The sequence below is a fragment of the Streptomyces sp. BB1-1-1 genome, assembly GCF_031597775.1.
Classification (GTDB): domain Bacteria; phylum Actinomycetota; class Actinomycetes; order Streptomycetales; family Streptomycetaceae; genus Streptomyces; species Streptomyces thinghirensis.
In genome coordinates this window covers 5,314,643-5,338,370 of record NZ_CP134203.1, presented here as the reverse complement: position 1 = coordinate 5,338,370, position 23,728 = coordinate 5,314,643, and the positions used below count along the sequence as shown (strand labels likewise).

The 23,728-nt window shown below is 71.7% G+C and carries 15 protein-coding genes; 8 read left to right on the top strand and 7 right to left on the bottom strand.

From position 1 onward, the window contains the following. The first annotated feature begins 60 nt into the window (after positions 1-60). A complete protein-coding gene (gene galE, locus RI578_RS24520) occupies positions 61-1,041 on the top strand; it encodes a UDP-glucose 4-epimerase GalE (RefSeq protein ID WP_310873084.1) in 981 nt (326 codons plus the stop codon). A 169-nt stretch (positions 1,042-1,210) separates the two neighbouring features. Here the strand turns inward: galE and RI578_RS24515 are convergent, their stop codons facing one another. Next, positions 1,211-1,837, bottom strand: coding sequence for a TetR/AcrR family transcriptional regulator (locus RI578_RS24515; RefSeq protein WP_210960770.1), 627 nt, complete (start codon positions 1,835-1,837; stop codon positions 1,211-1,213). A gap of 165 nt (positions 1,838-2,002) precedes the next feature. Here RI578_RS24515 and RI578_RS24510 point away from each other — a divergent pair, with 165 nt between their 5' ends. From RI578_RS24510 to RI578_RS24495, 4 genes are all read left to right on the top strand, one after another. Further along, positions 2,003-2,935 carry an ABC transporter permease gene (locus RI578_RS24510; protein ID WP_310873083.1) on the top strand — a complete coding sequence of 311 codons (933 nt, stop codon included), beginning with the start codon at positions 2,003-2,005 and terminating at the stop codon, positions 2,933-2,935. Between the two features lie 16 nt (positions 2,936-2,951). Further along, positions 2,952-3,800, top strand: a complete 849-nt coding sequence (locus RI578_RS24505; protein ID WP_310875851.1) for an ABC transporter ATP-binding protein — start codon at positions 2,952-2,954, stop codon at positions 3,798-3,800. Positions 3,801-3,934: 134 nt separating this feature from the next. Next, positions 3,935-6,154 (top strand): CDP-glycerol glycerophosphotransferase family protein, encoded by a 2,220-nt coding sequence (locus RI578_RS24500; protein WP_310873082.1) that lies wholly within the window; start codon positions 3,935-3,937, stop codon positions 6,152-6,154. Further along, the gene (locus tag RI578_RS24495; protein WP_310873081.1) at positions 6,151-7,848 is read left to right on the top strand and encodes a glycosyltransferase family 2 protein; all 1,698 of its coding nucleotides are present in this window, start codon (positions 6,151-6,153) and stop codon (positions 7,846-7,848) included. Before RI578_RS24500 ends, RI578_RS24495 begins: the two co-directional genes overlap by 4 nt. Before the next feature lie 33 nt (positions 7,849-7,881). Here RI578_RS24495 and RI578_RS24490 read toward each other — a convergent pair whose 3' ends face one another. The 4 genes from RI578_RS24490 to RI578_RS24475 all read right to left on the bottom strand — a co-directional run bounded on the left by RI578_RS24490 (position 7,882) and on the right by RI578_RS24475 (position 16,353). Further along, positions 7,882-9,327, bottom strand: a complete 1,446-nt coding sequence (locus tag RI578_RS24490) for a hypothetical protein (protein ID WP_310873080.1) — start codon at positions 9,325-9,327, stop codon at positions 7,882-7,884. A gap of 122 nt (positions 9,328-9,449) precedes the next feature. Continuing rightward, complete coding sequence (locus tag RI578_RS24485; RefSeq protein WP_310873079.1) at positions 9,450-14,399, bottom strand: NAD-glutamate dehydrogenase; 4,950 nt, start codon at positions 14,397-14,399, stop codon at positions 9,450-9,452. A gap of 686 nt (positions 14,400-15,085) precedes the next feature. Then, positions 15,086-15,757, bottom strand: a complete 672-nt coding sequence (locus RI578_RS24480) for an HAD hydrolase-like protein (RefSeq protein ID WP_310873078.1) — start codon at positions 15,755-15,757, stop codon at positions 15,086-15,088. 80 nt (positions 15,758-15,837) lie between these two features. Next, positions 15,838-16,353, bottom strand: a complete 516-nt coding sequence (locus tag RI578_RS24475) for a DUF6912 family protein (RefSeq protein ID WP_310873077.1) — start codon at positions 16,351-16,353, stop codon at positions 15,838-15,840. 654 nt (positions 16,354-17,007) lie between these two features. On the opposite strand from RI578_RS24475, the gene RI578_RS24470 reads away from it, so the two are divergent. Beyond that, complete coding sequence (locus tag RI578_RS24470; RefSeq protein ID WP_310875850.1) at positions 17,008-17,619, top strand: Rv3235 family protein; 612 nt, start codon at positions 17,008-17,010, stop codon at positions 17,617-17,619. A 108-nt stretch (positions 17,620-17,727) separates the two neighbouring features. Here RI578_RS24470 and secA read toward each other — a convergent pair whose 3' ends face one another. Then, positions 17,728-20,574, bottom strand: coding sequence for a preprotein translocase subunit SecA (secA, locus tag RI578_RS24465; RefSeq protein WP_310873076.1), 2,847 nt, complete (start codon positions 20,572-20,574; stop codon positions 17,728-17,730). A gap of 277 nt (positions 20,575-20,851) precedes the next feature. On the opposite strand from secA, the gene RI578_RS24460 reads away from it, so the two are divergent. Together RI578_RS24460 and RI578_RS24455 are read left to right on the top strand one after the other, a co-directional pair. Beyond that, on the top strand, positions 20,852-21,418 hold the full coding sequence (locus RI578_RS24460; protein ID WP_310873075.1) for a GNAT family N-acetyltransferase: 567 nt from the start codon (positions 20,852-20,854) through the stop codon (positions 21,416-21,418). A 211-nt stretch (positions 21,419-21,629) separates the two neighbouring features. Next, positions 21,630-22,805 carry a DNA glycosylase AlkZ-like family protein gene (locus RI578_RS24455; RefSeq protein WP_310873074.1) on the top strand — a complete coding sequence of 392 codons (1,176 nt, stop codon included), beginning with the start codon at positions 21,630-21,632 and terminating at the stop codon, positions 22,803-22,805. Between the two features lie 27 nt (positions 22,806-22,832). Here RI578_RS24455 and RI578_RS24450 read toward each other — a convergent pair whose 3' ends face one another. Further along, positions 22,833-23,591: a response regulator transcription factor gene (locus RI578_RS24450; RefSeq protein WP_210960781.1), complete on the bottom strand. Its 759-nt coding sequence runs from the start codon at positions 23,589-23,591 to the stop codon at positions 22,833-22,835. Between the last annotated feature and the right edge of the window lie 137 nt (positions 23,592-23,728).

The following is a 23,728-nucleotide window of genomic DNA, read 5'->3' as shown; positions in this document are numbered from 1 at the left end:
CCGGAATGACGGATCATGACTACCCAGCACCGAGGACCACTGACGAGGGGACGGCCGCACATGACCTGGCTGATCACCGGCGGCGCCGGATACATCGGGGCGCACGTCGTACGGGCGATGACCGAGGCGGGCGAGAAGGCGGTCGTGTACGACGACCTGTCCACCGGAATCGCCGAGCGCGTGCCCGACGGCGTTCCCCTGGTCGTGGGCTCGGTCCTGGACGGCGAACGCGTCGCGCGCGCCCTGGCCGACCACTCGGTCACCGGTGTCGTGCACCTGGCCGCCAAGAAGCAGGTCGGCGAGTCGGTGGACCTGCCGCTGCACTACTACCGGGAGAACGTCGAGGGCCTGCGCGTCCTGCTGGAGGCGGTCACGGCGGCCGGCGTCCCGTCCTTCGTCTTCTCCTCCTCCGCGGCCGTGTACGGCATGCCCGACGTCGACCTGGTGACGGAGGAGACGCCGTGCCTGCCCATGTCGCCGTACGGCGAGACCAAGCTGGCCGGCGAGTGGCTGGTCCGCGCCGCCGGCCGGGCGTCCGGCCTGTCCACCGCCTCCCTCCGCTACTTCAACGTGGCGGGCGCGGCGAGCCCGGAGCTCGCCGACACGGGCGTGTACAACCTCGTCCCGATGGTCTTCGAGAAGCTGACGGAGGGCGCCGCCCCGCGCGTCTTCGGCGACGACTACGCGACGCCGGACGGCACCTGCGTCCGCGACTACATCCACGTCGTCGACCTGGCCGAGGCCCACGTCGCCGCGGCCCGCGCCCTCCAGGCCTCCCCAGGGAGCACCCTCACCCTCAACATCGGCCGGGGCGAGGGCGTCTCCGTCCGCGAGATGATCGACCGCATCAACTCCCTCACCGGCCACGACCACCCCCCGACGGTCACCCCCCGCCGCCCCGGCGACCCGGCCCGCGTGGTCGCCTCGGCCGACCGCGCCGCCGTGGAACTGGACTGGAAGGCCAAGTACGACGTCGAGGACATGATCACCTCGGCCTGGGCGGGATGGGTACGACTGCATCCGGGAGCGGCACGCGACTAGGTCCTGTCGTCGAACTCCCGTCGTCCGCCCGGAGGGCGGGCAGTGCGTGCATGGCGTCGCGAGGCAGACGGGAGTTTGACGACAGGGCCTAGGGCGGGCCCTCCGTTGAACGATCGCCGAAGGTGTCAGCCGCGTCCTGGCAGGAGCCGCTGACGAGAACCGGCCAGTATCAGAGGGCCTTGAGCCCCGCCGCCGTCGCCCGGGCCAGCGCCGCCAGGTAGCCCTTCGGCAGCTTCGGGCTGCGGATGACCACCGAGCGCCAGTACAGCGGGCCCGAGATCAGGTCGAGGGCCAGGTCGGTGTCGACGGCGGGGCCCAGCTCGCCGCGTTCCGTCGCCGCCGCGAGGATCCTGCTGGCGACGCCGTCCTGGCCCTCCCGCAGGGTCTTCCGCATGGCCTCGGCGATGTCGGGATTGCGGGCCGCCTCCGCCTGGAGGTCGGGGATGATCTGCGAGGCCACCGGGTGCCGCAGGGCACGGGACGTCACCTCGTACAACAGCCGCAGGTCGCCCTCCAGGGAGCCGGTGTCGGGCGCGGGCAGGCCCTGCACGGCGAGCGCGGAGACGATGTCGAGCACCAGGTGCAGCTTGGAGCGCCAGCGCCGGTAGACGGCCGTCTTGCCGACCCCCGCGCGGCGCGCGATCCCCTCGATGGACATCCGCGCGTAGCCGACCGCCGCGAGCTCCTCGAAGACCGCCGCCCGGATGGCTTCCGTCACGTCCTCGCGGAGCACGGCCGCCCCGGCGGGGGCCCGGCGGCGCGGGCGCGGCTGCGGCTCGTCGGCGTTGGTCGTCATGCGAGCCAAGCATAGGGGCGTTACGACGAAACGGTTGCGTTCCGACGCGGCCAAGCCCTACGCTCGCGTTACGACGATACGGTCCCGTCCCGACGTAGGTGAACGCTCCGGGTCACCTCGGTGAACGACGGGCGTCGCCCCCACCCCCGAGCGAAAGCAGCGGATGTGAGCCAGGTCCTCCACACACCGCCCCCGACACCGGACGCGGTCGCCCCCGCCCCCGCCGACCACGACCTGGCGGCCCTCGCCGCCCGGCACGGTCTGTCGGTCAGCGGCGCCCGCCCCTCCCTGCCCGAGTACGTCCGTCAGCTGTGGGCGCGCCGGCACTTCATCACCGCCTTCGCCACCGCCAAGCTCACCGCCCAGTACAGCCAGGCCAAGCTGGGCCAGGTCTGGCAGGTGATGACGCCCCTGCTCAACGCGGCGGTGTACTACTTCATCTTCGGCATGCTGATGAACACCAGCCGGGGCGTGGAGGACTTCGTCCCGTTCCTGGTCACCGGCGTGTTCGTGTGGACCTTCACGCAGAGCTCGATCATGGCGGGCACCAAGGCCGTCTCCGGCAACCTCGGCCTCGTGCGCGCCCTGCACTTCCCGCGGGCCGCGCTGCCGGTGTCGTTCTGCCTCCAGCAGTTGCAGCAGCTGATGTTCTCGATGGGCGCCCTGGTCGTCATCCTGCTCGCCTTCGGCGTGCCGCCCGCCGCGTCCTGGGTGCTGGCGGTCCCGGCACTGGTGCTGCAGTTCGTGTTCAACGCGGGCCTGGCGCTGATCATGGCCCGGGTGGGCTCCAAGATCCCCGACATGGCCCAGCTGATGCCGTTCCTGCTGCGGACCTGGATGTACGGCTCGGGCGTCATGTTCAGCATCCATCACATGACCGGCCCGGACAGCGGCCTGCCCTCGTGGGTCGGCCCTCTCCTCCAGGTCAACCCGGCCGTCGTCTACATCGACCTGATGCGCTTCGCGCTGATCGACAGCTTCGGGGGCGGCATGCTGCCGGACCACGTGTGGGCGATGGCCGTGGGCTGGGCCCTGGTCGCCGGGATCGGCGGCTTCATCTACTTCTGGAAGGCCGAGGAGACGTACGGACGTGGCTGACAACAACGGCAACGACATGGGCAAGCAGGCGGACGAGCGCGTCCCCACCGTCGTCGCCGACGGCGTCGACATCGTCTACCGGGTCAACGGCACCGGCGCGGGCCGGGGCTCGGCGACCGCCGCCCTCAACCGCATCCTGCGCGGCAGGAAGGCCGAGAAGGCGGCGGGCGTGCGCCGGGTGCACGCCGTCAGGAACGTGTCCTTCGTGGCGTACCGGGGCGAGGCGATCGGGCTGATCGGCACCAACGGCTCCGGCAAGTCGACGCTGCTCAAAGCGGTCGCCGGCCTGCTCCCGGTGGAGAACGGACGCATCTACACGGACGGCCAGCCCTCCCTCCTCGGCGTCAACGCGGCCCTGATGAACGACCTCACCGGCGAGCGCAACGTCCACCTCGGCGGCCTGGCGATGGGCATGTCCCGCGCGCAGATCAAGGAGCGCTACCAGGAGATCGTCGACTTCTCCGGCATCAACGACAAGGGCGACTTCATCACCCTGCCGATGCGCACCTACTCCTCCGGCATGGCGGCCCGGCTGCGCTTCTCCATCGCCGCCGCCAAGGACCACGACGTCCTCCTCGTCGACGAGGCCCTGGCCACCGGCGACCGCTCCTTCCAGAAGCGCTCCGAGGAACGTATCCGGGAGCTGCGCCGGCACGCCGGCACGGTGTTCCTGGTCAGCCACAGCAACAAGTCCATCCGCGACACCTGCGACCGGGTGCTGTGGCTGGAACGCGGCGAGCTGCGCATGGACGGGCCGACGGACGAGGTCCTGAAGGAGTACGAGAAGTTCACCGGCGGCCCGGACAGGGCGGCGAAGCCCAAGCCGGCGGCCAAGCCCGCCCCGAAGACGAAGACGGCCGCCTGACCTCGTCCCGAGCGCGCCCCCTCCCCCGGGAGGCGTACGCACGGTTAACCCTTTTGCCCGATTAGTGCCACTATGGCCGAACGACCGAACAGGAGAGCGCCGGGAGCGACGACGACGGCGAAGGAGTCCCCGCGATGCCCGAGACCCCCGACCTCAGCGTCATCGTCCACGGCCCCAACGTCCAGGACCACCTGCCCGCCCTCCTCGACACCCTCGACGCCCACCCCCTCACCGGCGTCGAGGTGATCGTCGCCGCCGTCGGGGACTGGGCACGGGAGGCGGCCGAGCGGCACACCCCCGCGTTCACCGTCCTGCCGCTGCCGGGCGGGGCGGGCGACGCCGCGGCCCGCGCGGCGGGGGCGGCGCGGGCGTCGGGCCGGTGGCTGCACTTCGTCCACGCCAAGGACGGGCTTCCCCCCGGCGCCCCGCGCACCATCGCCGAGCACGCCGCGACCCTCCCCGGCACCGGCGACGGCACCGTGGACGTCCTGCTCTTCGACCACGTCCGCAGCACCTGGCGAGCCTGCGGCCGGCCCTCCCCGGACGGCCCCCGCCTCGCCCGCGCGGGCAGCGCCGACCTCGCCCTCGACGACCGCGCGGCGCTGCTCGGACTGACCCCGCTGCTCGGCAACCGCGCCGTGCGCGCCGGCTTCTGGCGGGCCCACGAGCGCCTCCTCACCACCGACGACGAGCCCTTCGCCGCGTACGCCGCCCTGCTGCTCGCCGACCGCGTCGCCTGTCTGCCCCACCCCGCGTACGAGGAGCGCCGGCTGCGCCCCGAGAGCCTGCCGCCGGTCACGCCGAAGCAGCGCTACGCCCTGGTCGAGCGCTACGAGACGCTCCTCGACCTGGCCGCCGGCCGCCCGGCCGTCCACACCGTCCTGTACGACCTGATGGTCCGCGACTGCCTGCGCACCTTCACCCGCGCCGGGATGCCGGACGACGTGGCGCGGGAGTTCTTCCACCGGGCGTCCCTGGCCGCCCGGCGCCACCGCCCCGAAGGTCACCGGCGCCCGGCCGGCCTCGAAGGCGTACGCCGGTCGCTGCTGGAGCAGGATGCCCGCGCCGAGTACCGCGTCCTCCAGGCCGCCAACCGCACGCGGCGCGGGGTGCGGTCGGCGGCGCGCGCCGGCAGGCACCGGGCCGGGACGCGGCTGCGCGCCCTCCAGTACCGTCGGGCGCTCGCCGAGCCGGTCGATCCGCACCTCGCCGTCTTCTCGGCGTACTGGGCCCGCGGCGTGGCCTGCAACCCGGCCGCCATCGCCGCCAAGCTCGCGGAACTCGCGCCGAGCGTCCACCCGGTGTGGGTGGTCACCGCCCCGGGCGCCGCCCTGCTGCCACCCGGCACCGACCACGTCGTGCCCGGCACCCGCCGCTACTGGGAGGTGCTGGCGCGCGCCAAGTACCTCGTCAACAACGTCAACTTCCCGGACGCGGTCGTCAAACGCCCCGGCACCGTGCACGTCCAGACCCACCACGGCACTCCGCTCAAGCGCATGGGCCTGGACCAGATGCCGTACCCCGCCGCCGCCCGGGGCCTGGACTTCCAGGCGCTGCTGGAGCGCGTCGACAAGTGGGACTACAGCGTCTCGGCCAACAGCCACTCCACCCGCATGTGGCAACGGGCGTACCCGTCCCGGCACGCCTCCCTCGACCACGGCTATCCGCGCAACGACGTCTACTACACCGCCGGCGCCGCCGAGGTCCGCGCGGTCCGCGAACGCCTGGGCATCGCGCCCGGCCACCGGGCGGTCCTCTACGCGCCCACCCACCGCGACTACGAGGCCGGCTGGACCCCGCGCCTGGACCTCGCCGCCCTCGCCGACCGACTCGGTGAGGAAACGGTCCTGCTGGTGCGCGCCCACTACTTCTACGAGACCGCCACCTCTCCACTGGCGGGCCTGCGCCGCACCGGCCGGATCATCGACGTCTCCTCCTACGACCCCGTCGAGGAGCTGTGCCTGGCCGCCGACGCGCTGGTCACGGACTACTCGTCGATCATGTTCGACTACGCCAACCTCGACCGCCCGATCGTGATCCACGCCGACGACTGGGAGACGTACCGCACCACCCGGGGCGTCTACTTCGACCTGATGGCCGAGGCCCCGGGCCCGGTCGCCCGCGACCAGGCGGAGCTGACGGACATCCTCACCACGGACGCCTGGCGCGACGAACGCGCGGCGAAGGCGCGGGCCGCCTTCCGGCGCCGGTTCTGCGAGTACGACGACGGCCGCGCCGCCGAACGCGTCGTACGCCGGGTCTTCCTCGGCGAGGACGAACGGACCCTGCCCCCCGTACTGCCGGTCGAGGAGCGCACCCCGGCCCCGAGCCCCGAGGAGGCGACCGCGTCATGAGCACGTCCACGGCCCCATCCACTTCGGTGGACACCCCCGACGTCACCGTCACGGTCATCGTCTACAACGACGCCGAACGCCTCCCCCGCGCGGTCGCGTCCGCCCTGCGCCAGACCCACGCCAACATCGAGGTCGTCATCAGCGACGACCACTCGACGGACGCGACCGAGGAGGTGGCCCGGGGGCTGGCGGCGCGCGACGCCCGGGTCGGGTACCTGCGCCTGCCGGAGAACAGCGGCGGGTGCAGCGCCCCGCGCAACCGCGCCCTGGAGATCGCGCGGGCGCCGTACCTGATGTTCCTGGACAGCGACGACGAACTCCCCGAGCGCGCCGTCGAGGTCCTGCTCGCCGCCCACCGCGAACGCGACATCGACTTCGCGATGGGCGCGGTGCACCGCATACGCGTGGACGGCGGACGCCGTACGACGTGGATGCCGCACCTGGTGGCCGAGCGCCGCACCCTCGACGGCATCGAGGCCGACCCGCGCCTGTTCTTCGAGCACCTGTCGACCAGCAAGATGTACGCCCGCGCCTTCCTGGACCGGCACGACCTGCGCTTCCCCGAGGGCATCCACTACGAGGACCAGCTCTTCTCGGCGCAGGCGTACTGCCTGGCCAAGACGTTCACCGTCGTCCCCGAGCCGGTCTACCGCTGGTACGTCGCCCCCTACGCCGCCTCCGAGACGGCCTCCATATCCAACCAGCGGCACAAGCTGACCAACGTCCGCGACCGCGTCCACGTGCAGCGTCTGATCGACGCGTTCCTGGCCGAGAGCGGGCACGTGTCGTTGCGGGAGGACAAGGACTTCAAGTTCCTCAAGCACGACTTCCGCATGTACGCCGGTGACCTGCCGTACCGGGACGACGCGTGGCTCGCGTCCTTCGCGGACATCGTGACCCCGTACCTCGACACGCTGACCCCGGGCGCCTACGCCCGACTCCCCCGCGCCGAACGGATCGTCGTCCAACTGGTCCGCGACCGCCGCCTGTCCGACGTACGCCTCGCCGCCCGGGGCCTCGGCCACGACGTCGCCCCGCGCCGCACCACACCGGACCCGGCGGACGGCCGCACCTACTGGGGCGAGGAGATCCCGCACTCCGCACAGGCCCGCCACGAACTCGACCTGACCGACCTGGACCTGGACACCCGCCCGTTCTTCACCGCCCAACTCCGCCACGAGGTGACGGAGATCGAGCAGGGGCCCGGCGCCTCGGTAGACCTGACCGTCCGCACCTACGACCCGGCCCTGCGCCTACCGGTCGGCCCCCAGCGCGCCACCCTCCACCTCTCACCCGGCCGTCGCCGCCTCACGGTCCCCTTCCGCCTCTGCCCCGTCCGCCCCGGCGTCTTCGAGGGCCACGTGCGCCTGGACCTGGCCTCGGCCCGCCTCCCCCTCCAGGGCTTCGAGGGCATCCGCCACCCCGTACTCCGCCTCCGCCACCAGGGCCAGACCCACACCGGCATCCTCCTGGCCCCGCTCACCTTCACCCCCTTCACCGCCCGGGTCCCCTACCACTCGGGTGCCCTGCCCCACCGGGTCACGGTGGAACCGGAGGGCCACAACCCGGGCCGGCTTCAGATCCGCTGGCAGCCGGTGGGCCCGGCGGCGGCGCTCATCCACCCGGCGGTACGCCGCCTGGCCACGCCACGTGTGAAGCGGGCGGTCCGCCTGGCGGCGAGCGTCCTGCGCTGAGCCCGCCCGCGGCGCCCCGGCCCCGCCCGGCGCTCACCCCACCACCTCGTACAGGATCTGCCCGTCCGGCCCCCGCGTCACCGCCCGCAACCCCTCGGCCCCCCGGAGCCCGTCCCCCCGGTCCACCACCCACCGCACCCCGTACTCCCGCACGATCGCGCGCCGCACACCGCCGGCCGCCCCCTTGGAGAAGTAGGTCCGCGCCGCCGCCACCCGCTCACCCTCGTCCCGCAGGAAGAAGTCGGGGTACCCGGGAGCCACGGTGTACGACCCGTAGGCCGGAATCTGCCGCGACGGGAACTTCCTCGCCATGACCACGTCCCCGTACCCCACCCACGGCGTGATCCAGTGGTATCCCGTCCAGGGCTCCCGGTACTTCGCCTCGACCACCCCCGGCAGCAGCCCCCGGTCCACCACGTACCCGAGCGTCCCCGCCTGCGCCCACACCCCCACGACCAGCGCCGCGCCCAGCACGCACGCCCACCCGGCCCGCACCGCCCGCCGCCCGGCCTCCACCACCTCCAGCGCCACCGCGAGCTGCGCCGGAATCAGCGCGGCGGGCAGCACGCGCCCCCACGACCAGTGACCGCTCACCCCGCCCGCCGCGAACACCACCGCCCCCAGGACGAAGAACAGCACCAGCACGTCCCGCCGGTCCCGCCACCACCGCACGCCCAGCGCCGCCACCCCCACCAGCACCAGCCAGTACCGCCCGGGCAGGTCCCGGTACAGCGACCGGTGCACCGCGTTCATCCCGTCGCCGGCGCCGAGCAGCGCGAAGAAGTCGTAGTACGGCCAGACCCACAGCACCACCGTCCCCAGCGCCAGGCCCACGGCGAGTCGCCCGGGCGCCCGCCACCCGGTCCGCGCCGAGCACGCGACGGCGAGCGCGCCCAGCGACGCCACGACGCCGGAGAACTGGTGGACGAGGAGGATCACCGCCCACAGCACTCCGCACCCGAGCCGGGCGCCCCACCCCTGGGCCCACGACAGCCACGCCCACAGGTGGAAGGCGAGACCGAGCGCGAGCACGCTGGGATAGGCCACCGTCAGCGCGAGGGAGTGGAGCCCGAGGAAGCCGCTCCAGCTGAACTGCGCCGTGCCCCACAGCAGGACCAGGCTGAGGAGCGCGAGCGGGGGCGCCGCCGGGCGCGCGCTCAGCACCCGCACGTACCGCCACACCCCCGTCACCAGCACCCCGAGCCCCACCAGCGCCCCGAGCCGCAGCACGACGAAGACGGAGAACCCGGTCGCCTTGGCCACGTAGCCGAGCAGCACCGTCCACGGCGAGTAGTACGGGCTGGGCGTGTCCGCGTCGACCAGCGGATTGCCGGGGTCGAGCAGGCTGTGCCGCAGACGTTCGACGGTGGCCGCGTGGATGCCGAGGTCACCGGCCCAGGGCAGCCGGACGACGGCCAGGAGCAGGAGGAGCAGGAGGACGAGCGCGGCGACGCGTGCGGTCCAGAGACGCCCAGTCACCCCGTCACCTTATGCGGAGTTTCCAGACTTTCCGGACTTTCCAGACAGAGCGGGCATGAAGGCGCCCCGGGTCGAGTGACCCGGGGCACCTCACACGGCTGTGCGGCTACGGCATCACGCCGTCACGCATGCGTACGCAGCAGCGTCCGCATCGTCCGCATCGCCACCGACAGGTTCGACAGGTCGAAGTCCTCCGAGTTGTGGATCTCCTCCAGCGTGGTGCGGGCCCGGCCGAGGATCGCCGCGTTCTTCTGCTCCCACGCCTTGAACCGCTGCTCCGGCGTCGACGTGCCGTTGCCCACCGCCAGGATGTCGGCGGTGAGCGACGCGTGCGCCGCGTACAGGTCCTCGCGAATCGCCGCGCGGGCCATGGACTGCCAGCGGTCGTTGCGGGGCAGATCGCTGATCCGGTCCATCAGCTGGGTGACACTCAGCCGGTCGGCGAGGTCGTAGTACACCTCGGCGACGTCCAGCGGCTCCTTGCCCATGCGGTCGGCCACCGACACGATGTCCAGCGTCGGGAAGGCCGAGGAGAACCCGGCCACCCGCGTGGCCGGCTCGTCCGGGACACCGGCGGCGGTCAGCTCGTCGTAGATGTGCTGGTACCACTCCGCGTCCGCGCCGCGCAGCAGCTTCGGCAGCTGCGACCAGACCTGCTCGACGCGCTCGGCGAAGAACTCCACCGTCTCGGCGAGCTCCAGCGGCTGCGGCCGGTTGTTGAGCAGCCAGCGCGTGCCGCGCTCGACCAGGCGGCGCGAGTGCAGCCGGATGCGGGTCTGCACATCGGCCTCGACCTTGGTGTCCAGCGCCTCCACCGCGTCCCACACCGGGGAGGAGCGGAAGATCGCCCGGGCCGCGGTCTGCGCCCGCACGATCTCCTCGAGCGAGGCGCCGGTCTCCTCGCGCATCCGGTGCAGGTACGTCGTACCGCCCGTGTTGACCGTGTCGTTGACCAGGACGGTCGTCGTGATCTCCCGGCGCAGCGGGTGGCCGTCGATCCGGTCGAGGAACTGCTCGCGCAGCGCCGTCGGGAAGTACGCGTGCAGCAGGCCCTTGAGGTACGGGTCGTCGGGCAGCGAGGTGTGCAGCAGCTCCTCGGCGACCGTGATCTTCGTGTACGCCAGCAGCACGGCGGTCTCCGGGCCGGTCAGGCCCTGCCCGGTGCCGAGGCGTTCGCGGATCTGGCGGTCGGTGGGCAGGAACTCCAGGGCCCGGTTGAGGTGGCCCTCCCTGACCAGGTGGCGCATGAAGCGCTGCTGGGCGTGGAGCATGTCCTTGGACTGGGCCAGCGCGTTGGCGATCGCCGTGTTCTGCGCGTAGTTGTTGCGCAGGACCAGCGCGCCGACCTCGTCGGTCATCTGGGCGAGCAGCTTGTTGCGCTGCTTGACGGTCATGTCGCCGTCCTTGACGAGACCGTTGAGCAGGATCTTGATGTTCACCTCGTGGTCGGAGGTGTCCACGCCCGCGCTGTTGTCGATGGCGTCGGTGTTGATCCGGCCGCCGTGCAGCGCGAACTCGATCCGGCCCAGCTGGGTCAGGCCGAGGTTGCCGCCCTCGCCGACGACCTGGACCCGCAGGTCCTTGCCGTCGACGCGGATGGCGTCGTTGCCCTTGTCGCCGACGTCGCCGTTGGACTCGGTGGACGCCTTGACGTACGTACCGATGCCGCCGTTCCACAGCAGGTCCACCGGCGCCGACAGGATCGCCTTCATCAGGTCGGCCGGGGTCATCTTGGTGACGCCGGCCTCGATGCCGAGGGCCTCGCGGATGTGCGCGTTGACCGGGATCGACTTGGCCGTGCGCGGGAAGACCCCGCCGCCCGCCGAGAGCAGCTCGGTGTTGTAGTCCTCCCAGGAGGAGCGCGGCAGCTCGAACAGGCGGCGCCGCTCGGCGTACGAGGTGGCCGCGTCCGGGTTCGGGTCGATGACGATGTGCCGGTGGTCGAAGGCGGCGACCAGGCGGATGTGCTCGCTGAGGAGCATGCCGTTGCCGAACACGTCGCCGGACATGTCACCGATGCCGACGACCGTGAAGTCCTGGGTCTGGGTGTCGACACCCAGCTCCCGGAAGTGCCGCTTGACGGACTCCCAGGCGCCGCGGGCGGTGATGCCCATGCCCTTGTGGTCGTAGCCCGCGCTTCCGCCGGAGGCGAAGGCGTCGCCGAGCCAGAAGTTGTAGGACTCGGCGACCTCGTTGGCGATGTCCGAGAACTTCGCGGTGCCCTTGTCGGCGGCGACGACGAGGTAGGTGTCGTCCTCGTCGTGGCGGACGACGTCGGCGGGGTGCACGACCTCGCCGGCCACCATGTTGTCGGTGATGTCGAGCAGCGCCGAGATGAACGTCTTGTAGCTGGCGATGCCCTCGGCCATCCAGGCGTCGCGGTCGACGTTCGGGTCGGGCAGCTGCTTGGCGACGAAGCCGCCCTTGGCGCCGACCGGCACGATGACGGTGTTCTTCACCATCTGCGCCTTGACCAGGCCGAGGATCTCGGTACGGAAGTCCTCCCTCCGGTCCGACCAGCGCAGACCACCGCGCGCGACCTTGCCGAAGCGCAGGTGCACGCCCTCGACGCGCGGCGAGTACACCCAGATCTCGAACGCCGGGCGCGGCGCGGGCAGGTCGGGGATGGCCTGCGGGTCGAACTTCATGGAGACGTAGTCGTGCGGCTTGCCGCCCGCCGCCTCCTGGAAGAAGTTCGTCCGCAGCGTCGCCTTGATGACGGTGAGGAAGGACCGCAGGATCCGGTCCTCGTCGAGGCTCGCGACCTGGTCGAGGGCCGCGTCGACCTCTTCGAGCAGGGCGTCGACGATCTCGCGCCCGGCCCGCTGGCGCTCGGGGGCCATCCGCGCCTCGAACAGCGAGATGAGCAGCCGCGTGGTGTGGACGTTGTTGCGGAGGGTGTCCTCCATGTAGTCCTGGCTGAACGTCGACCCGGCCTGCCGCAGGTACTTGGCGTACGCGCGCAGCACCATGGCCTGCCGCCAGGTCAGCCCGGCGCTGAGCACGAGGGAGTTGAAGCCGTCGTTCTCCGCCTGGCCGTTCCAGGTGGCGGCGAAGGCCTCCTGGAAGCGCTCGCGGGCGTCGTCACCGAGGTAGTCGGCGCCGCCGGCCACCGACTTCGGCATGCGCAGGCCGAAGTCGTAGATCCAGGCCGTGGTGCGGTCCGCGCAGCGCAGGTCGTACGGCCGCTCGTCGGTGACCTCCACGCCGAGCCGGCTGAGCACCGGCAGCACGGCGGACAGGGAGACCGTGCCGCCCTTCTGGTAGATCTTGAAACGCCGCTCCTCGGGCGCGGCGCCGACCGGCTCGTACAGGCTCAGCGCGAAGGTCCTGTCCTGGTCGAGCCGCTCCAGGTGACCGAGGTCGGCGACCGCGGAGCGCGGGCCGTGGTCGGCCTTGTAGCCCTCAGGGAAGGCGCTCCCGTAGCGGCGCATCAGCTCCGCGGAGCGCTCCTCGCCGACCTCGGCGGTCAGCGCCTCGGCGAACCCGTCGGCCCAGGAACGGGCGGCCTCGACGAGACGGGCCTCGATGCGCTCCTTGTCCGCGTCGGACAGCTGCGGCAGCTCGGTGCCCTGCGGCACGCGGACCACGAAGTGCAGCCGGGACAGGATCGACTCGGTGTTCCAGGCCGTGAAGTCGACGCTGGTGCCGCCGAGCTCCTCCTTGAGGATGTCGATGATCCGCAGCCGGACCCCGGTGGTGTAGCGGTCGCGGGGGAGGTAGACCAGGGCCGAGTAGTAGCGCCCGTACTCGTCCTGCCGCAGGTAGAGCCGGAGACGGCGCCGCTCCTGGAGGTAGAGCACGGAGGTGACGATCGGCTCCAGCTCCTCGACCGGCATCTGGAACATCTCGTCGCGCGGGTACGTCTCCAGGATCTGCAGCAGATCCCGCCCGTCGTGGCTGTTGGGCGAGAAGCCGGCCCGCTCCAGCACCTCCTCCACCTTGCGCCGGACGACCGGCACCCGGCGGACGGACTCGGTGTAGGCGGCGGAGGAGAACAGGCCGAGGAAGCGGCGCTCCCCGACGACGTTGCCCTGCTCGTCGAACTTCTTGACGCCGACGTAGTCCAGGTACGACGGCCGGTGCACGGTGGCCCGGCTGTTGGCCTTGGTCAGCACCAGCAGCCGGTGCTCGCGGGCCTTGGCCCGGGCGTCGGCGGGCAGCCGCTCGAAGGACGGGCTGACGGGGTGGCTCTCGTCGGCCGCGTGGTGCGGGTCGGAGCGCAGGATGCCGAGGCCGGTGCCGGCGACGGCGGCGAGCGAGTCGTCGCCGCGCAGCTGGTACTCGCGGTAGCCGAGGAAGGTGAAGTGGTCGTCGGCCAGCCAGCGCAGCAGCTCGCGGGCCTCCTCCAGCTCCCGCGGGGGGAGGTCGTCGGGGGCGGGCTCGGTCGGCAGCTGTTCCGCGATGCGGACGGCCGCGTCCCGCATCTTGCCCCAGTCCTCGACCGTCTCGCGGACGTCGTTCAGGACGCGCAGCAGGTCGGCGGTGATCTGCTTCAGGTCGCCGCGGTCGGTCTCGCGGTCGAACTCGACGTGGATCCAGGACTCGACGTGCGCGTCGTGCGGGAGGTCGTCGGAGGGCCCGCGGGTGAGCACCTCGACGAGCTTGCCGGTCACGTCGCGCCGCACCACGATCAGCGGGTGGACGACGACGTGGATGCCGCGCCCCTGCCGGGTCAGCTCGTTGGTGACGGAGTCGACGAGGAAGGGCATGTCGTCCGTGACCACCTCGACGACGGAGTGGCTGCACGTCCAGCCGTTCTCCTCGACCGTCGGGGTGTGCACCCGCACATTCGCCGTGCCCTGCGGGCGGTTCTCGGCCAGCCGGTAGTGCGAGACGGCGGCTCCGAAGACGTCGACCGGGTCGCGGTCGGCCAGGTCCTCCGGGGCGGTGTGCCGGTAGTAGCGCCGGAGGAACGCGAACACGGATGCGTGGTCCGGGGTGCCCGGGGTGTCCGACGTGCCCTCGTCCGTCGTCCCAGTCGGTAGGTGCCCCCCGACCGGGCTGTTCTCAGCTACCCGCGCAGCCCTTTCGAGCAGCTCGGCCTTGGCTTCGTCCAGCTTGGTCTGCATTGTCCTCTGGCTCCTGTCGCGCGCCGTTGCGTGACGTAGAAGGAAGTACGGTCTCCTGCCTTCCGGCATGACGTCGAGACGCGGGGTGTCCGGTCTGTTCCGACGCTATGCCGCAAGGTGAGAGGAGCGGGGGCATATCAGCCAATGTCGCCGCGCTCGCCGGGTGTGACGTCGCTCTCGCCGCCATCGTCCGGGGGGTGCGCGGCGCCGTACCGGGGGCCTTCGATGCCCCGTCCCGCCCGCGAAGACCAGCGACCGCCGCCCGGACACGGATGTCGTCCGTGCGTACCGGGCGCAGAGCGGGGGCGCCGGTGCCCCCGCGAGCTATCGCGCTGATCACGCCACAAGGCTATCGCTCCTTGCGGGGCCCCCGTCACGAGCCGTATGTGTACAAAACCGGGACCGAAACTTTGACGTTTTGCACAGATCCCCCGCCACCCCACCGCCCCCGCCCGCCCAGCTGCGGGCACTCGCCACCGCCCCACCCCCGCCCAGCTGCGGGCACTCGCCACCGCCCCCTCCCCGCCCAGCTGCGGGCAGTCGTGCCGCTGGGGCGGCACGGGTGGGCGCAGCGGCACCCCGCAACGCCGGGCCGCGACACCCACCCCCGGCCCCCACCAGCACGGGCCACCGTCCCACCACAGGTCGCCGCCCCCGCACAGGGCACCGTCCCCGCACAGCCGCCCTCACGCCGCCAACCGCGCCGCCTCCGCCACGGCCTCCCCCAACGTGTCCACCACCGGCACCCCGACCCCCTCCAGACTGGCCCGACTGTGCGACCCCCCGGTGTACAGCACCGCCCCCGCCCCCACATGCCGCGCGGCCACCGCGTCATCCGCGGCGTCCCCGATCACCACCGTACGAGCGGGGTCCACCCCGGCCAGCGCCAGCTCCGCGAGATGCCGCACCATGTGCTCGGCCTTGCTGCCCCCGGACGGCCCGATCCGCCCGTCGACGCGTATGAAGTGCGCCTCGATCCCGAACCCCTTGACCAGCGGAACCAGCTCGTCATGGCCGTACATGCTGAGGATCGACTGACTGCGCCCCGCCGAACCCCAGCCGGCGAGCAGCTCCGCCACGCCCTCGGCGAGCCCGCACCGCACCCGGTGCTCGGTGTAGTGGCGGTGGAAGGTCGCGTCCATGACCTCCCACTCGGCGTCGGTGGGCAGCCGCCCCATCAGCCGCTCGTAGAACTTCGGCACCGGCACGCAGTACAGCGACCGGTACTGCTCCAGCGTGATCGACGCCAGTCCCAGCTCGGCGAAGGCCGCGTTCGTCGCCCCGATGATCGCGTCATTGTCGTGGAACAGCGTCCCGTTCCAGTCCCAGACGATGTGCGCCCCTGTCTGCATCCCCATGCCCGAAAACGTACCCGCCGCCACTGACAATCAAGACGAGGGCCGCGACGATCGACCGGGGACGGCCGGCCGGCGGGACGTCAGTGACCGGGCTCCACCAGGTTCGGGATCTCCTGCGTCGCGTACCACAGCAGCTCGTGGTCCTCGGCCCCGTCCACGACGGACCGGGCGTCGTCGTCCCCGCCGTTCGCCGCCACGAGGGCCTCGGCCGCGGCGGTCACGTCCGCCTCCGCGTCGGCGGAGTCGACGTGCACCGAGGCCGCCTTGGCCAGCCGCAGCGGCCCGGTGAGCCGCACCTCGCCCAGCTCCGCCGGTTCGGGCCCCCGGTCCGGGGCGGCCGAGGCCGCGCCGTCGGACACGTCGGCGGCGACCACGACCCGGCGCCGCGGCGCGCCGGCGTCGGCCGCCAGCAGCCGCAGCGAGGCCAGCGCGGCCCGGTTCAGGGCGGCGTACTCCAGCTCCTCGATGTCGTCCGAGAGGTACCACTCGCGCAGCGCCGGTGTGACGGCGTAGGCGACGAGTGGTCCCGTCCCCAGCTCTCCCGTCCTGTGCGCCTCGGCGAGGCCGGAGAGGGTCACGGGGACGTAGACGCGCATGAGACTTCCGCTTTCCTGGTCGGGAGCGCCACCGAAGGCCCGGGACGGCCGGGATGGCCTGGGAGAGCCTTCAGGATACGTGCGGGTGTCCCCTTTCGGGTTGCCACCCGTGACGCCCGACGCGTCCACATACGGCCCCGGAACTCACCCGGTACAACCGCTCCACCCCGGGCTTTCCGACCGTCCCGACCACTCTGATAGGTGAACCCTCCGACCCCCTCGGCCCGGCCACCGCCCTCCTTGCCGTCCCGCCCGCCGGCCCGTACAAGATCCTCAACCGCTAAGTTACTGCCCGGTATCACCCGGGCCGCCGAACGGGGAGCCCCCATGCGCAAGGTCATGACCAGGTCTCAGCTCAGCCCGACCAGCACACCGCTCCACACACCGGACCGCCCCCTCACACCCACCCCGCCCCGCGGCCCCAACAGCGACCCCACACCCCAGCCGCCCGGCACCGCAGCCCTGTACACCCCGACCGCCGCCGCCCCATCCCGCGTCCCCGGCGGCGTACCGCCCCGCGGACCCAACAGCGACCCCACACCCCAGCCGCCCGGCACCGCACCGCTGTACACCCCGACCGCCGCCCCTGCCCCCGTAACCGAGAGCGCCCCTGCCCGCGTACCCGGGACCTCCCCGTCCCGTGTACCCGGCGGCGTGCCGCCCCGCAGGCCCGGCGGACGTGTCGTGCGGGCCGGGGCGCCCGGTGGCCGCCCGCCGGGCTCCCCGGGCAGGTCTCCGCGGGCCCGTACGAGGCCGGCTGACACCCGGCCGCCCACGGCCGGCCCGGGCGGGGCCACCGGGACGGTCCCGCGCGCGGCGGCGGGTGCCCTCGTGACGGCCGCCGCCGTCCCGGCCGTACGCCCGGCCGCCCCGGCCCCGGCAGCGCCTCTCGTCCCCGCCCAGACCCCTCGCCGTCCCGTCCCGCAGCTCCGCCCCACCGACCGCTTCGCCGAGCTCCTCCTCAACGTGCTCAGCGGCCGGCGCCCCGTCCATTCGATGCTCCGCCACACCGCCGGCCGCGCCTACGACGATCTGGCCCACCTCGCCGAACGCGGCCCCCTGCGCACGCGCGGCACCTCGCCCGTCGTCCGCGACATCGGCTACTTCGAGCCCCGGCCGGGAGCACTGGAGGTCTTCGCCAGGATCGGCGCGGGCGACCAGCTGCGCGCCATGGCCTTCCGGCTGGAGCAGGGCCGCGACCTGCGCTGGCGCTGCACGGCGGTGGAACTGGGCGGCCCCCGCCGACCGCACACCGACGACGACTGAGACCGACGGCGGCCGGCGCCGCACGCCGGGACAGGCCGAAGGGCCGGGCACCCAGAGGTGCCCGGCCCTTCCACCACTACGGCGCCGGTGCCTGAAGGCACCGCGCCGTCACTTCTTGCGGCGACGTCCGCCCTTGGCCTGCTTGCGGCGCTCCGCGCGCGTGAGTCCGTCGGACTGGGGCTGCGCGGGCTCGCCGTCGGTGGTGAAGTCGCCCTCGACGACACCGCCCTCGCCGTCCACGGTCGGGGCGGAGAAGTGCAGTCCCCGGCGCTGCGGGGCGTCGAGCCCCTTGGCGCGGATCTCCGGACGGGCGCCCGCCTGGGCCGGGACGGCGTCCTGCTTGCCCTTGGCCAGGGACGGCCCCGCGTCCTCGACCGGGACCTCCTCGACCTGCTGCTCGACCTGGACCTCCAGGTTGAACAGGTAGCCGACGGACTCCTCCTTGATGCCGTCCATCATGGCCTGGAACATGTCGAAGCCCTCGCGCTGGTACTCGACCAGCGGGTCCTTCTGCGCCATGGCGCGCAGGCCGATGCCCTCCTGGAGGTAGTCCATCTCGTAGAGGTGCTCGCGCCACTTGCGGTCCAGGACCGAGAGCACGACCCGGCGCTCCAGCTCGCGCATGATCTCGGAGCCGAGCTGCGTCTCACGCGCCTCGTACTGCTCCTGGACGTCGTCCTTGATGGACTCACTGATGTAGTCGGCGGTCAGCCCGGCCCGGTCGCCGGCCGCGTCCTCCAGCTCCTCCACGGTGACCTTCACCGGGTAGAGCTGCTTGAAGGCGCCCCACAGACGGTCGAGGTCCCAGTCCTCCGGGAAGCCCTCGGCGGTCTCGGCCTGCACGTACGCGTCGATCGTGTCGTTCATGAAGTGCTGGATCTGCTCCTGCAGGTCCTCGCCCTCCAGAACGCGGCGCCGCTCGCCGTAGATGACCTCGCGCTGCCGGTTGAGGACCTCGTCGTACTTCAGGACGTTCTTACGGGTCTCGAAGTTCTGCGTCTCCACCTGCGACTGGGCGGACGCGATCGCGCGCGTGACCATCTTGTTCTCGATCGGCACGTCGTCCGGGACGTTCGCCATCGACATCACGCGCTCGACCATCTGGGCCTTGAACAGCCGCATCAGGTCGTCGCCCAGCGAGAGGTAGAAACGGGACTCGCCGGGGTCGCCCTGACGGCCGGAACGGCCGCGCAGCTGGTTGTCGATACGCCGCGACTCGTGCCGCTCGGTACCCAGCACGTAGAGGCCGCCGAGGTCCTTGACCTCTTCGAACTCCGCCTTGACCGCCTGCTCGGCCCGCTCCAGCGCCGCGGGCAGGGCCGCGGCCCACTCCTCGATGTGCTCCTCGGGGTCGAGGCCGCGCTGGCGCAGCTCCGCCTCGGCGAGGTCCTCGGGGTTGCCGCCGAGCTTGATGTCCGTACCACGGCCGGCCATGTTCGTGGCCACGGTCACGGAACCCTTGCGGCCCGCCTGGGCGACGATCGTCGCCTCCCGGTCGTGCTGCTTGGCGTTCAGCACCTCGTGCTGGACACCGCGCTTGCTGAGCTGCTGCGAGAGGTACTCGGACTTCTCGACCGAGGTGGTGCCGACGAGGATCGGCTGGCCCTTGCGGTGCTTCTCCTCGATGTCGTCGACGACCGCCTCGAACTTCGCGACCTCGGTGCGGTAGATCAGGTCCGACTGGTCCTTGCGGACCATCGGCCGGTTGGTCGGGATGGGCACCACGCCGAGCTTGTAGATCTGGTGGAACTCGGCGGCCTCGGTCATCGCCGTACCGGTCATGCCGGACAGGCCGGGCAGTTCCTTGCCGTTGTGGTCGTGGCGCTTGTAGAGGCGGAAGAAGTTCTGGAGGGTGATCGTGGCGAGCGTCTGGTTCTCGTCCTTGATGTCCACCCCTTCCTTCGCCTCGATCGCCTGGTGCATGCCCTCGTTGTAGCGGCGGCCGGCGAGGATACGGCCGGTGTGCTCGTCGACGATCATGACTTCGCCGTCGATGACGACGTAGTCCTTGTCGTTCTTGAAGAGTTCCTTGGCCTTGATGGCGTTGTTCAGGTAACCGACGAGCGGGGTGTTCACCGACTCGTAGAGGTTGTCGATGCCCAGCCAGTCCTCGACCTTGGCGACGCCGGACTCGTGGATGGCGACCGTGCGCTTCTTCTCGTCGACCTCGTAGTCGCCGGTCTCCTCGATGCCCTTGAGGGTGTTGCCCGCCTCACCCTTCTTCAGGCGGGTGACCAGCTTGGCGAAGTCGCCGTACCACTTGGTGGCCTGGTCGGCCGGACCGGAGATGATCAGCGGCGTACGGGCCTCGTCGACGAGGATGGAGTCGACCTCGTCGACGATGGCGAAGTTGTGACCGCGCTGGACGAGTTCGTCCTTGGACCACGCCATGTTGTCGCGCAGGTAGTCGAAGCCGAACTCGTTGTTCGTGCCGTAGGTGATGTCGCAGCCGTACATCTCGCGGCGCTGGGCCGGCGTCTGGTTGGCGAGGATGCAGCCGACGTTCAGCCCGAGGAACTTGTGGACGCGGCCCATCATCTCGGAGTCGCGCTCGGCGAGGTAGTCGTTGACCGTGACGATGTGCACGCCTTCGCCGGACAGGGCGTTGAGATAGGCGGGCAGCGTGCCGACGAGGGTCTTGCCCTCACCGGTCTTCATCTCGGCCACGTACCCCATGTGCAGGGCCGCGCCGCCCATCATCTGCACGTCGTAGTGCCGCTGTCCCAGGACGCGCTTGGCGGCCTCACGGACGGTGGCGAAGGCTTCCGGAAGCAGGTCGTCCAGGCTCTCACCATCGGCGTAGCGCTGCTTGTACTCATCGGTGAGGGCCCGCAGCTCGGCGTCGGAGAGGTCGACGAAGTCCTCTTCGATGGAGTTGACCTGGTCCGCGATGCGGTGCAGCTTGCGCAGGATCTTGCCTTCGCCTGCACGCATGATCTTCGAGAGGACGGACACGGGGGTTGGTCTCCTTGCCGGTCGGGCCTGGGACGGTCGTTTTCCTGTGACGGACTGAGCAACGGCCATCGTATGCGAGGACCCCGCCGCCCCGGGAGCCTGCTGTAACGGGGACCGTGTGCTCCTTCATCCAGCTTCCGGTCTGCTGTCATCGAGTTCAACGTCCGGGCCCCGCGGATGGTGCCGTGCCCGCCGACGAATCACGCGAAAAGTGACCGTCTGTTCACGCACGGCAAAAAGATGGCGTCCGCCGCGGACCGCCGCGCAGAATCGGCCGATGGAACCCCTCACGCTCACCACCGACCGCCTCGTCCTGCGCGCGGCCGGCCCCCGGGACACCGATTCCGTGTACGCCGCCTGCCAGGATCCCGACATCCAGCGCTGGACCACGATCCCCTCGCCCTACCTCCAGGAGCACGCGCGGGGCTTCACTGAGCAGATGGTCCCCGACGGCTGGGCGAACGCCTCGATGTTCACCTTCGGCCTCTTCCTCCCCACCGGGGACCTGGTGGGGATGCTCGGCATCACGATGATCTCCCTGGGCGTCGGCGAGATCGGTTTCTGGGGCGCCAAGGAACACCGCGGCCAGGGCTACGTCACCGAGGCCGCCGTCGCCGTCTCCCGCTGGGCCTTCACCGACCGGGCGATCGACCGCCTGGAGTGGCGCGCCGAGGTCGGCAACACGGCCTCCCGCGCGGTGGCCCGGCGCGCGGGCTTCACCATGGAGGGCACGTTGCGCTCCGCGATCAACAACAAGGGCGTCCGCCGCGACTCCTGGATCGGCTCCCTCCTCCCCTCAGACCTCTCCCTCCCCTCAACGTCCCCGTACTTGCCGGCCCCATAGCTCTCCCAGCTGCGGGCAGTCGTGCCGCTGGGGCGGCACGGGTGGGCGCAGCGGCACCCCGCAACGCCGGGCCGCGACACCCACCCCCGGCCGGCACCGACGCAGAGCGCCCTGCAAACCGGCCCACGCGACCACGCCCACACCCACACCCCCGCCCACACCCCCCGCAAGCCACCCCCACTGTCAGACCCACCCCTTATCGTGCGGACGTATGACGACCCTCCCGCCCCCCACCACGGAACTGTCCGCGCAAGAGGCCCGCCGCCTCACCCTCCGCGCACAGGGCTTCCTCGGCGCCCCCGACCGCCGCGCAGGCGTCCGCGGCGTCCTCCGTCACCTGGGCGCGGTGCAGCTCGACACCATCTCGGTCCTCGCCCGCTCCCACGAACTCATCCCGTACGCCCGCCTCGGCGCACTGGGCCGCAAAGCGGTCGAAGACGCCTACTGGCAGGAGACGCACGCCTTCGAGTACTGGTCCCACGCCGCCTGCATCCTCCCCATCGAGGAGTGGCCGCACTTCGCCTTCCGCCGCCGCGCCTACCGCAACCGCCCGCACTGGAACCACTCCCTCCCCGACGGCACCTACGACCAGGTCGTCAAGCAGCTCCGCACCGAGGGCCCGCTCACCGCGACGGACCTGGGCGGCGCGAAGAGGACCAGCGAGTGGTGGGACTGGTCGGGCACGAAGGTCGCCGTCGAGCGCGCGCTCATGTACGGCGAGGTGGTGTGCGTCGAGCGCCGCGGTTGGAAGCGGGTGTACGACCTGGCCGAGCGCGCGGTCCCGGCCGCGCTGCTGCACGACGAGCTGGACGACGCCGAGTGCCTGCGCCGCCTGGTCCGCCTGGCCGGCCAGTCCCTGGGCGTCGGCACGCGCGCGGACATCGCGGACTACCACCGTCTCAAGGGTGAGCAGGTCGACGCCGTGATCGCCGACTCGGGCCTGGTCCCGGTCACCGTGGAGGGCTGGTCCAAGCCGGCCTGGGCGGACCCCGCGGCCCTGGAGACGCCCCCGCGCGGCCGGCACCGCACGACGCTGCTCTCGCCCTTCGACTCCCTGATCTGGGACCGTGCGCGCACGGAACGGATCTTCGGCTTCACCCACCGCCTGGAGGCCTACGTGCCCAAGCAGAAGCGGGTGCACGGCTACTTCGCGATGCCCGTCCTGGCAGGCGGCCGGCTCGTCGGCCGGGTGGACCCGGCGCGCGAGGGGCGCACCCTGGTCGCCAAGCAGGTCACGCTGGACGGCCCCAAGGCGGCCCCGGCGGTCGCTCAGGCCCTGGTCGAGGCGGCGGGCTGGGTGGGCTGCACGGACGTACGCGTGGAACGGGTCGACGCACCGGACCTGCGCGAGCCCCTCACGAGGGAACTGACCCGCCTGCTCGCCTGACCCGCGCAAGGCCGTCGGCGTCGGCCGTCAGCGGATCTCGAGGATCTTCTCCCGCATCGCGTACACCACGGCCTCCATCCTGGAGTGCAGCTGCAGTTTCTCCAGGATGTTGCGCACGTGGTTCTTCACGGTGTTCTCGGAAATGAACAGTTCCTTGGCGATGTCCCGGTTGTTCATTCCCGTGGCGACCAGCTTGAGGACTTCCAGTTCACGGTCCGTGAGCCGCGGCGCGGGAACGAGCCGGCGTTCGTCGGTCCGCTGGATCATCGACTTGAACTCGGTGAGCAGTTTCGACGCCATGGACGGACTGATCTGCGACTGTCCGTCGGCCACGGCGCGAATCGCGGTGGCCACCTCGTCCGTCGAGATCTCCTTGAGGAGATAACCGGTCGCGCCCGCCTTGATCGCGTCGTAGAGGTCGGCCTCCTCGTCGCTGATCGTCAGCATGATGATCTTCGCGCTGGGGGCCACCTCCTTGATGGAGGTGCAGGCCTCGATCCCGCCCCGCTTGGGCATCCGCACGTCCATCAGGACGATGTCCGGCAGCAGGTCGGCGGCCTTCTCCACGGCCTCGGCGCCGTCACCGGCCTCCCCGACGACCTGGATGTCCTCCTCGGCCGCGAGCACGATCTCCAGTCCGCGGCGGAACAGGGCGTGGTCGTCCACGACCAGGACCCTGATCGGCTCCTTGCGCGCGGAGCCCGCGTCCGAGCCCATGCCGGCGACTCCGTCGTCGATCCCCCCGTCGACGCCCGCGCCCCGCATCGGTCCGAAACTGTCCGCCATCGTTCCTCCCCCTGAAGGCTGTGGCCCGTCGTCCTGAGCCATCGCCAACCCAGAGCAACGACCCACCGGTTGGGCCGTTGCCGCCATGATTCCATGCCCGGCCGACGCGGGGGTGGCCGAGCGGGCCACGAAGGGGT

Bases quoted from the DNA above. Each gene is read 5' to 3' on its own strand.
- RI578_RS24505 (WP_310875851.1), top strand. From the start codon at position 2,952: ATGGGCAAGCAGGCGGACGAGCGCGTCCCCACCGTCGTCGCCGACGGC.
- RI578_RS24450 (WP_210960781.1), bottom strand. From the start codon at position 23,591: ATGGCGGACAGTTTCGGACCGATGCGGGGCGCGGGCGTCGACGGGGGG.
- galE (WP_310873084.1), top strand. From the start codon at position 61: ATGACCTGGCTGATCACCGGCGGCGCCGGATACATCGGGGCGCACGTC.
- RI578_RS24485 (WP_310873079.1), bottom strand. From the start codon at position 14,399: ATGCAGACCAAGCTGGACGAAGCCAAGGCCGAGCTGCTCGAAAGGGCT.
- RI578_RS24515 (WP_210960770.1), bottom strand. From the start codon at position 1,837: ATGACGACCAACGCCGACGAGCCGCAGCCGCGCCCGCGCCGCCGGGCC.
- RI578_RS24455 (WP_310873074.1), top strand. From the start codon at position 21,630: ATGACGACCCTCCCGCCCCCCACCACGGAACTGTCCGCGCAAGAGGCC.
- RI578_RS24475 (WP_310873077.1), bottom strand. From the start codon at position 16,353: ATGCGCGTCTACGTCCCCGTGACCCTCTCCGGCCTCGCCGAGGCGCAC.
- RI578_RS24495 (WP_310873081.1), top strand. From the start codon at position 6,151: ATGAGCACGTCCACGGCCCCATCCACTTCGGTGGACACCCCCGACGTC.
- RI578_RS24500 (WP_310873082.1), top strand. From the start codon at position 3,935: ATGCCCGAGACCCCCGACCTCAGCGTCATCGTCCACGGCCCCAACGTC.
- RI578_RS24480 (WP_310873078.1), bottom strand. From the start codon at position 15,757: ATGGGGATGCAGACAGGGGCGCACATCGTCTGGGACTGGAACGGGACG.
- RI578_RS24460 (WP_310873075.1), top strand. From the start codon at position 20,852: ATGGAACCCCTCACGCTCACCACCGACCGCCTCGTCCTGCGCGCGGCC.